The organism is Pseudomonas sp. KK4 (assembly GCF_001984065.1).
Taxonomy (GTDB): Bacteria; Pseudomonadota; Gammaproteobacteria; order Pseudomonadales; family Pseudomonadaceae; genus Aquipseudomonas.
The window spans coordinates 1-8,501 of the sequence record NZ_LYVP01000172.1; the positions used below are offsets into that span (position 1 = coordinate 1).

At 63.7% G+C, this 8,501-nt stretch carries 8 protein-coding genes; 5 read left to right on the forward strand and 3 right to left on the reverse strand.

Going from position 1 to position 8,501, the window contains the following annotated elements; all coding sequences use genetic code 11:
• Positions 1-401: 401 nt before the first annotated feature.
• Positions 402-1,283: a LysR substrate-binding domain-containing protein gene (locus B0W55_RS27645; protein ID WP_077049082.1), complete on the reverse strand. Its 882-nt coding sequence runs from the start codon at positions 1,281-1,283 to the stop codon at positions 402-404.
• A gap of 126 nt (positions 1,284-1,409) precedes the next feature.
• Between B0W55_RS27645 and B0W55_RS27650 the strand changes: the two genes are divergently transcribed.
• The 5 genes from B0W55_RS27650 to B0W55_RS27670 all read left to right on the forward strand — a co-directional run bounded on the left by B0W55_RS27650 (position 1,410) and on the right by B0W55_RS27670 (position 7,008).
• Positions 1,410-2,756, forward strand: a complete 1,347-nt coding sequence (locus B0W55_RS27650; protein WP_077049083.1) for an FAD-binding oxidoreductase — start codon at positions 1,410-1,412, stop codon at positions 2,754-2,756.
• 49 nt (positions 2,757-2,805) lie between these two features.
• A complete protein-coding gene (locus tag B0W55_RS27655) occupies positions 2,806-4,449 on the forward strand; it encodes an NAD(P)/FAD-dependent oxidoreductase (protein WP_077049084.1) in 1,644 nt (547 codons plus the stop codon).
• A 4-nt stretch (positions 4,450-4,453) separates the two neighbouring features.
• Entirely contained in the window at positions 4,454-5,623 is a 1,170-nt protein-coding gene (locus B0W55_RS27660) for an FAD-binding oxidoreductase (RefSeq protein ID WP_077049085.1), read from the forward strand.
• Positions 5,624-5,682: 59 nt separating this feature from the next.
• The gene (locus tag B0W55_RS27665; protein ID WP_077049086.1) at positions 5,683-6,480 is read left to right on the forward strand and encodes a transporter substrate-binding domain-containing protein; all 798 of its coding nucleotides are present in this window, start codon (positions 5,683-5,685) and stop codon (positions 6,478-6,480) included.
• Between the two features lie 144 nt (positions 6,481-6,624).
• On the forward strand, positions 6,625-7,008 hold the full coding sequence (locus tag B0W55_RS27670; protein ID WP_077049087.1) for a VOC family protein: 384 nt from the start codon (positions 6,625-6,627) through the stop codon (positions 7,006-7,008).
• A 111-nt stretch (positions 7,009-7,119) separates the two neighbouring features.
• On the opposite strand, the gene yghU is transcribed toward B0W55_RS27670, so the two are convergent.
• Together yghU and B0W55_RS27680 are read right to left on the reverse strand one after the other, a co-directional pair.
• Positions 7,120-7,959: a glutathione-dependent disulfide-bond oxidoreductase gene (yghU, locus tag B0W55_RS27675; protein WP_077049088.1), complete on the reverse strand. Its 840-nt coding sequence runs from the start codon at positions 7,957-7,959 to the stop codon at positions 7,120-7,122.
• A gap of 178 nt (positions 7,960-8,137) precedes the next feature.
• A complete protein-coding gene (locus tag B0W55_RS27680) occupies positions 8,138-8,440 on the reverse strand; it encodes a DUF1330 domain-containing protein (protein WP_077049089.1) in 303 nt (100 codons plus the stop codon).
• Positions 8,441-8,501 lie beyond the last annotated feature (61 nt).

The following is an 8,501-nucleotide window of genomic DNA, read 5'->3' on the forward strand; positions in this document are numbered from 1 at the left end:
TAGCTCCCACCGTGTTTTGGGTTGGCCATGGATGCTGGGCATGACACAAACCCCCTGTGAGAGCTGGCCTGCCAGCGATGGCGGTGTGTCTGTCACCACTGATGTTGGATGTGCCGGCCTCATCGCTAGCAGGCTAGCTCCCACCATGTTTTGGGTTGGCCATGGATGCTGGGCATGACACAAACCCCTGTGGGAGCGGGCTTGCTCGCGAAGGCGGTGTGTCAGGCGACATCGATGTTGAATGTGCCGGCCTCTTCGCGAGCAAGCCCGCTCCCACATTGATGTTGGGTGCACACGCGGACACCTGCGGCCCCTGTAGGAGCCCAGCTTGCTGGCGATGGCGGTGTGTCAGGCGACATCAATGTTGGATTTGCCGGTGTCATCGCGGGCAAGCCTCGCTCCTACCGGTTTGCCACGGTCACTTTCCCCATCCATTCCAGAAACTCGGAAAACCCGCTCGAGTGTTTCACTCGACGTGGGTAGACCAGGGTGTAGCGCCCACCCGTCACGATGCGGCCGTCATGCACGCGGACCAGTTGCCCGTTGAGCAATTCATCCTGGGTCAGCACTGCGTCGACCAGGGCGATGCCCTGGCCGCATTTGACCGCGACGATGGCGGATTCCAGGGTGTCGAACGTCAGGTGGTCGTTATCCGGCCCCGTTGAGCCGGGGTAGTACTCCTCCCAGCGACGCCAATCCAGGCGATCCATGCTCGAGTCCACCAGCCGCGCGGTCTTGAGCAATGCCTGCGCCGTCGTGCCTTCGAGCAACTGCGGCGAGCACACCGGAATCAGTTCTTCCTCCCATAAATCCAGCGCCTCGAAGTCGGGCCAGGTGGCGGTGCCGTAGGCGATCATCGCGTCGATGGATTCAAAGGCGAAGTCGGGAAAGCGGTGATACACCGTGTCGACACTGACGGTCACCTGCGGATGCACGCGATAGAACTCGCTCAGCCGCGGAATCAGCCAGCGCGCGGCCATGGTCGGGTGGGCGCGCAGGCTGACGCTTCTGCCCACGCTGGCGAGCATGAACGAGGCATCCGACAGCAGGCCGATGACCTGTTCAGCCACGGGCACCAGCGACCGGCCTTCAGCGGTGAGCACAATCTTGCGCGTATGCCGCTCGAACAGCCGTGTGTCCAGGCGTGCCTCCAATTGCGCCACCTGGCGGCTCACCGCGCTCTGGCTGAGGTTGAGCTGCTCACCCGCCTTGCCGAAATTGCCGGTCTTGGCGACCGTCAGGAAGGCTTGCAACAGCTCGATCGAGGGCAGTTGGCGGCTCATGTTTCTATGCGTTCCTCACATGGAATTAATGCAGATACATCACTGTAATTTCGAATCAGCGGGGCACATTCTTAGCTCAAAGCTAGACGCAGCGCCACGCGTCATTTCAACTTGGCGGTTTCCCCTATGAACAGTCCCGTAGCAGCATTTGCCGGCAAGTCGGCCCCCCAGGACCACCCATTGCCCCGTGAAGTCGACGTGGTGATCATCGGTGGCGGCCTGATGGGCTGTGCCTGCGCGTATTACCTTGGCAAAGCGGGGGTGAAGGTCCTGTTGCTGGAAAAAAGCGTGCTGGCCGGCCAGCAATCGTCCCGGGCCTGGGGTTTTGTGCGCCAGCAATCGCGTGACGAAGCCGAAGTGCCGCTGATGCAGGCGAGCATCGGCCTCTGGCGCTCCCTGGAACGTGAACTGCAGACCGATCTGGGCTGGCGCAACGATGGCTGCCTGTTCGTCGCCGGCAACGAAGAAGAACGCGATGGCTACGCCTCCTGGCTGAGCGTGGCGCGCAGTTTTTCCGTCGACACCGTGATGCTCTCGCCCCGCGAAGTCGAGAAGAAACTGCCGGGTTACGCCGTGCCGCAACTGGGCGGCCTGTTCACCGCCAGCGACGGCCAGGCCGAGCCCACCCTGGTGGCCCGCGCCTTCGCCATGCGTGCCCGTGAACGCGGTGTGCAGCTGGTCGAGCACTGTGGCGCCAAGGGCATCGATGTCGCCGCCGGCCAGGTGGTCGGCGTCGACACCGAGCGCGGCTACGTCAAAGCCAGAACCGTGGTCTGCGCCGCCGGTGTCACCACCTTCCGCCTGCTGAAGATGCTCGGCATCGAGCTGCCCCAGCAACTGGTGCGCGGCACCGTGGCCCGCACCACCGCCGGGCCGACCCTGAGTGGCATCTCCACCATCGCCAACGGCGTGGGTTTCCGCCAGCGGCTGGACGGCAGCTTCAACATCGCCGACGACGCCCATGTCGACGTCGACATGACCCTCGGCCACCTGCGCGCCCTGCACTGGTATGCGCCGTCGCTGTGGGCGCATCGCAAGTCGTTCCGTTTCAATCTCAACGGCGCCTGCCTGACTGATTTGCACCAGCGCATGCCCTGGTCGCAAGCCTCGCGCCTGGGCCCTGGCATCCATGAGCGCGACCCGCTGATCAAACCCAATGAAAAGGGCCTGGGCCATGCCATGCGCGCACTCAAGGCCGCATTCCCCGGGCAAATCGACACCCGGATCGCCGACCGCTGGGCGGGCGCGATCGATGTCTTGCCCGACGGCATTCCGGTGATCGATGCACACACCTCACCCAACGGCCTGGCGATCGCCACCGGATTCTGCGGGCACGGCTTTGCCATGGGCCCGATCGTGGGCAAGGTCCTGGCGGACTGGATCGACTCCGGCGACCCGGGCCTGGACATGCGTCAGCTGCGCCTGTCGCGATTCGCCGAGGGCGACGTCAAGCCGCCATCTTCGCTGTTCTAGTCGAAAGCCCATGTCCACGCGCACGCGCCTACATCTCGGGGGAAACACGGTGACCCATAACAACTACTACGATCCCGCCTCAGTGGCCGGCAAGGCGCCGCCCATCAGCGACGAAACCGACATCCTGATCGTCGGCGCAGGCCCCGCGGGGCTGGCGGCGGCATTGACCGCCATCGGCCATGGCCTGCGCGTCACCCTGGTGGACGAAAACCCGGTGCCCCTGGAAACCATGGGCGAAGAAGTGCCGCTGCATTTCGGCGGCAGAATGGGCGCGGCGGTCGCCAACCGCAACAGCGTGCTACAGACCTTGCTCGATGCCCGCCCGGAAATTTCCGACGCGCTTGAAGCCGGCGTCGACGTACGACTCGGCACGGCGGTCTGGGGGCTGTTTCCGCAGCAGCGCACCACGGCGTGGATCGAAGGTGCCGTGGCCGGTCTGGCCGATGAAGAAAACGCCTCGCTGCTGCGCTTCAAACAGGTGATCGTCGCGGCTGGTCGGCGCGACATGGGCCTGGCGTTCGACGGCTGGCATCGACCCGGCGTGATGGGCGTCAGTGCTGCCCATCGCCTGGCAACGGTTTACGAAGCCCTGGATTGCAAGCGCGCCGTGCTGGTCGGCAGTGACACCCAGGCACTGGTCTCGGCCCACGCGCTGATCGCCAAGGGCGTGCAGATCGTGGCCATCATTGAACAGGCCGCGCAGGTGAGCGGTGATTCGGCACTGCTGGCGCAATTGGTGGAGCAGGGCGCCCAGGTGCTGACCGGGCATGTGGTGCGCGAGGCGCTCGGGAATGGGTTCGGGGTCACGGGTATCACAGCGGTGTCAGTCGACACTTCAGGCCACCCGGTCGACGACGCGTTGCTGGAATTGTCCTGTGACACGGTGCTGCTCGGCGTGGGCGGTATTCCGGCGATCGAACTGGTGGAGGCCGCAGGCTGCCGCGCGTCATTCCAGGCCAACCGCGGCGGGCACGTCCCAGACATCGACGCCGCGCAGCGCACCTCGTTGCCGTTCGTGCTGGTGGCCGGCGACTGCGCCGGGGTCTGGTCGTCGAAAAGCCTCGACGAGAACATCGCCCGCCGCGAAGGCCGGATCGCCGCGCACACCGCGCTGGTCGCACTGGGCGTCGATATCGCGCCAATCGAACAGGCAGCAACGCCCGACGCACCTGCCATCGACATCGCCGCCAATCGCGCCGCCTGGGTCCGCGCATCCACCCTTCACGCGCAGAACCAGCCCTTCGTTTGCCAGTGCGAAGAGGTGACCGCCAGCGAAATCCTCGGCCAGCAACCGCCGCGTTATCTGGAGTGGACACCGGCCGATGCGACCTTGAAAGACGGCCTGCAGAAAGACTCGCCCAACCCGGACGTGACCAAGCGCCTGACCCGGGCCTGCATGGGCCCGTGCCAAGGGCGCCGTTGCCGCGAACAGGTGGCGGCCTTGCTGAGTATCGGCGCCGGCGTGAGTGTCGACAGCATTGCCCTGGCCTCGTTTCGCCCGCCGGTACGGCCACTGTCGATGCGTCAGGCCGGGCAGGTCGAGGAAGTGCCGCAGATGCAAAGCCATTGGGATGCCTGGTTCGACATGCCGTCACAGTGGACGCCGTTCTGGCTGTGCACCGGCGAGCCGACCGTCGCCCAGCGCAGGCCCGAAGCCGCCGTTCAAACCTACGTGCCGCACAACGAGGCCTGAGACCATGCAGTCAATCAATAAATCGTCATCCAGTGCCTCGGTGGTGATCATCGGTGGCGGTGTAACCGGACTGAGCGCCGCCTGGTGGCTGGCCCGCGACGGCGTCGATGTGCTGGTGCTCGAAGCCGGCCTGATCGGCTGGGGCGCCTCGGGCCGCAACGGCGGCGGTTGCTCCCATCACCACAGCCCGCTGTTTGTCGAAGAGCAGCGGCTGTGGCCGATGATGGACGAACTGCTCGGCTATCCCACCGAATATCGCAAGGACCGCATCAGCATCGACCTCACCGAGCATCAGGTTTCGCTCGATGAAAAAGTCGTCGCCGAATGCGCCTGGCATGGCCTGCGCGTCGACCGGCTGGACCCGCAGCAGGTGCGTGAACTGGTGCCCTTTGCAGGCGACAACGTGCTCGCCGGCTACTACTACCACCTCGGCGGCCACGCCAACCCGCATCGCACATTGCAGGCTTACGCCTGGGCGCTGCAGAACCTCGGCGGCCGGGTCATGGAACACACGCCTGTGCTCGACATCGTCCGCGAGGGCGACCGGGTCACCGGTGTGCGCACCGCCCAAGGCCTGATCAGTTGTGACCAACTGGTGATTGCCGCCGGTCCTCACACCGGCGTACTGGCGGCACAACTGGGTGTGGATATTCCGCTGGTCACCGCCCGCGCCGAAATGATCGTCACCGAACCGCTGCCATTGCTCGACGTCGGCGGTGTGGACGGCAACGGTTTGTATGGCCGGCAAACCCTGCGCGGCAACCTGGCCTACGGTGGAGGGCCCCACGAATGGGTCGATCTGGCGGACGTGCGCAGCACCCGTGCGCAATCCACACCCCTGCAATGCAACATCGCCCGGCGCCTGGCCGACCTGTTTCCCAAGGTCGCCCACAAGCGGGTGATTCGCAGCTGGGCAGGCTTCATCGAGAACACCCCGGACGGTCGTCCGGTCATCGATCGGCCCGCCGCGCTGGACAACGTGACGGTGGCGACCCTGTCCGGCGTCGGCTTCGGCCTTTCTCCGGCGAGCGGTCATGCCATTCGCGATCTGGTCGTGGACGGGGCCTGCAGTTTCGCCGATCTTTCCAGTTTCTCGCTCTCACGTTTCACCGCCCTTGAATCTGACTGGCAGGCCATCCAGGGCTGGCTGCCGTTGCCGGTAACGGCGGCGTAACAAAGGCTCTTTCGACCACATGCGTTTGTCTCCATCCTCCAATAAGAAAGGATCGACCCATGAAACGAATACTGCGCAATCTGACCTTGGCGGCCTCCATCGGCCTTTCGCTCTGTAGCTTCACCGCGCCCGCCAGCGCAGCGCAGGAGAAGCTGCGATTCGGTGTCGCCGCCGAGCCTTACCCACCGTTTCTGGTCAAGACCCCCAGCGGGCAATTCACCGGTTTCGAACCTGACCTGATCCGCGCTTTGTGCGAACAAATGAAGGCCGAGTGCGAAATCAAGGAAGTGGCCTGGGACGGCATCATTCCGGCGCTGATCGCCAACAAGTTCGACGTGCTGTTCAACTCGATGGGCATCAGCCCGGAACGGCAGAAAGTCATTGCCTTCTCGCGTCCCTACTATGAAACCACCGGCATCTTCGTCGCCGCGAAAAACGTCGACCTGACCCTGAGCCCCGAAGGCCTGAAGGGCAAATCCATCGGCGTGCAGGGCTCGACCACCAACGCCGAATTCATCCGCAGCGCCTATGGCGACAGCGCCGAGATCCGCATCTACAACACCCAGGACGATTGCAACGCCGACCTGATTGCCGGCCGTATCGACGTGATGTTCCTCGACAAGCTCGGCGACATCGACTTCCTGAAGTCCAGGGACGGCTTGGCCTACGAAGAAAAAGGCACCGGCAGCGTCAAGATGGACCCGTTGCAATACGGGCTTGGCGTAGGGGCGGGCATGCGCAAGGGGGATGTCGCGCTCAAGAGCAAAATCGATGAGGCACTCACGCAACTCTATGCCTCGGGCAAGTACACGCAAATATCAGAAAAGTACTTCCCGGTTGATCTTTGGCCGCATTGACCGGCGTGAACCCGTGGATTCACGCTAACCAACGTTGTTTGTCTGAACACTGGCACAACTTGCCCGGCATTCTCGCCCGGCCAGTTGTGCCGGCGGGAAACTGTTGCTCCAAAACCACCACGTTCCATTACAGAGAGAATAAAAATGAGCGTCTTCACTCATGTCACCGTCGGTACCAACGATCTGCAAAATGCCCGCATATTCTACGACACTGTGCTGGGCGCCCTGGGCCAGAAGCGCATCGCCGATCTGGGCGAGAATGGGTCGATCTGGGGTGAAAATGCCCCTTCGTTTTTCGTCCTCAAACCTGCCAATGGCGCCCCGGCCACCGTGGGTAACGGCGTGACCGTCAGCTTCGAGGCGCCGGATCGCGCGGCCATCGACGCCTTCCACGCGGCGGCCCTGGCCAGCGGCGGCAGCTGCGAAGGCGAACCCGGCCCTCGAGGCTGGGCACCCAATGCTTACGCCGCCTACGCCCGCGACCTGGACGGCAACAAACTGGCCGCCTACTGCTTCAAATCCGCCTGACTCTGCCCGCAAATGTGGGAGCGGGCTTGCTCGCGAAAGCGGCGTGTCCGTCGCCCATACGCTTGAATATGACGGCCACTTGGCGAGCAAGCCCGCTCCCACAGGAGGATTTCAGTCCAGATCACTCGCCTGATGCCGTTCCGGCACTTGGGTCGCTTCGTCGCCCCATGTGCGGTTGACCCGCTGACCGCGCAGGACCGCCGGCCTTTTGGCAATGTCTTGTGCCCAACGTTGTACGTGAGTGTATTCGTGGGCGCTGAGGAACTCGGCGGCCGAATAAACGTTGTTGCGCACCAATTGGCCGTACCACGACCAGACCGCGATGTCGGCGATGGTGTACTCGTCGCCGGCCAGGTAGGTGCTTTCGCCCAGGCGACGGTCAAGGACGTCCAATTGACGTTTGGTTTCCATGGTAAAGCGGTTGATCGGGTATTCGAGTTTGTCCGGGGCATAGGCATAGAAGTGCCCGAAGCCGCCACCCAGATAGGGTGCAGCGCCCATCTGCCAGAACAGCCAGTTCAACGTTTCGGTGCGCCCGGCGGGGTCGGAGGGCAGAAAAGCGCCGAATTTTTCCGCCAGGTACAGCAGGATCGAACCGGACTCGAAGACGCGGATCGGAGGCTGTGCGCTGTGGTCCAGCAGGGCGGGGATTTTCGAGTTCGGGTTGATATCGACGAAGCCGCTGGAGAACTGATCGCCCTCGCCGATGCGGATCAGCCAGGCGTCGTATTCGGCACCGGTGTGCCCCAGGGCCAGCAGCTCCTCGAGCAGGATGGTGACCTTCACGCCGTTGGGCGTGGCCAGTGAATACAGCTGCAAGGGGTGCTTGCCCACCGGCAGCGCCTTGTCATGGGTGGGGCCGGCAACCGGGCGGTTGATGTTGGCGAACTGGCCACCGGACGGGGCTTCATGTTTCCAGACCTTGGGCGGAACGTAGGACGCTTTGCTCACGAAGTGGACCTCAATGGTTGGTGTGTTGTAATCCCGTGACCCGCGCGACTGCTCTCTGTAGGAGCGAGCTTGCTCGCGATGGTCGTCAACGATGACGCGGCTATCCTGATGCCCCGCGTCATCCTTGAGTCCATCGCGAGCAAGCTCGCTCCTACGGGGGGTGTCACGTGCCGAGCAATCATGCCGGTGTAACATCACTCCCCTCAACCAGCAACATCCGATACTGCGCGCCCTTCAAACGATGCTCGCGCGCTTGCTGATAGGCCGGGCTGTTGTACCACGCCCGGGCGGCGTCCATGTCGGGGAAGCGCAGGATCGCCACGCCTTCGGCCTGCGGGCCTTCGAGCACATCGAGCTGACCGTAGAAGGCCAGTCGCGTGATGTCGTGGCCGGTGCGGGCAGCGGGGGCTTTCTGGGCGTATTGCTGCATCTGGGCTTCGTCAGTGGTCGCTTCGCGGATGAAAATAACATAGGCGGACATGAATGAATTCCTCTGGTTGGATGCGTCTGTAGGAGCGAGCTCGCTCGCGATGGTCGTCAAC

Excerpts from the sequence above, each read along its gene's own strand:
- B0W55_RS27670 (WP_077049087.1), top strand. The coding sequence starts at position 6,625 with ATGAGCGTCTTCACTCATGTCACCGTCGGTACCAACGATCTGCAAAAT.
- B0W55_RS27680 (WP_077049089.1), bottom strand. The coding sequence starts at position 8,440 with ATGTCCGCCTATGTTATTTTCATCCGCGAAGCGACCACTGACGAAGCC.
- B0W55_RS27645 (WP_077049082.1), bottom strand. The coding sequence starts at position 1,283 with ATGAGCCGCCAACTGCCCTCGATCGAGCTGTTGCAAGCCTTCCTGACG.
- B0W55_RS27665 (WP_077049086.1), top strand. The coding sequence starts at position 5,683 with ATGAAACGAATACTGCGCAATCTGACCTTGGCGGCCTCCATCGGCCTT.
- B0W55_RS27650 (WP_077049083.1), top strand. The coding sequence starts at position 1,410 with ATGAACAGTCCCGTAGCAGCATTTGCCGGCAAGTCGGCCCCCCAGGAC.
- B0W55_RS27660 (WP_077049085.1), top strand. The coding sequence starts at position 4,454 with ATGCAGTCAATCAATAAATCGTCATCCAGTGCCTCGGTGGTGATCATC.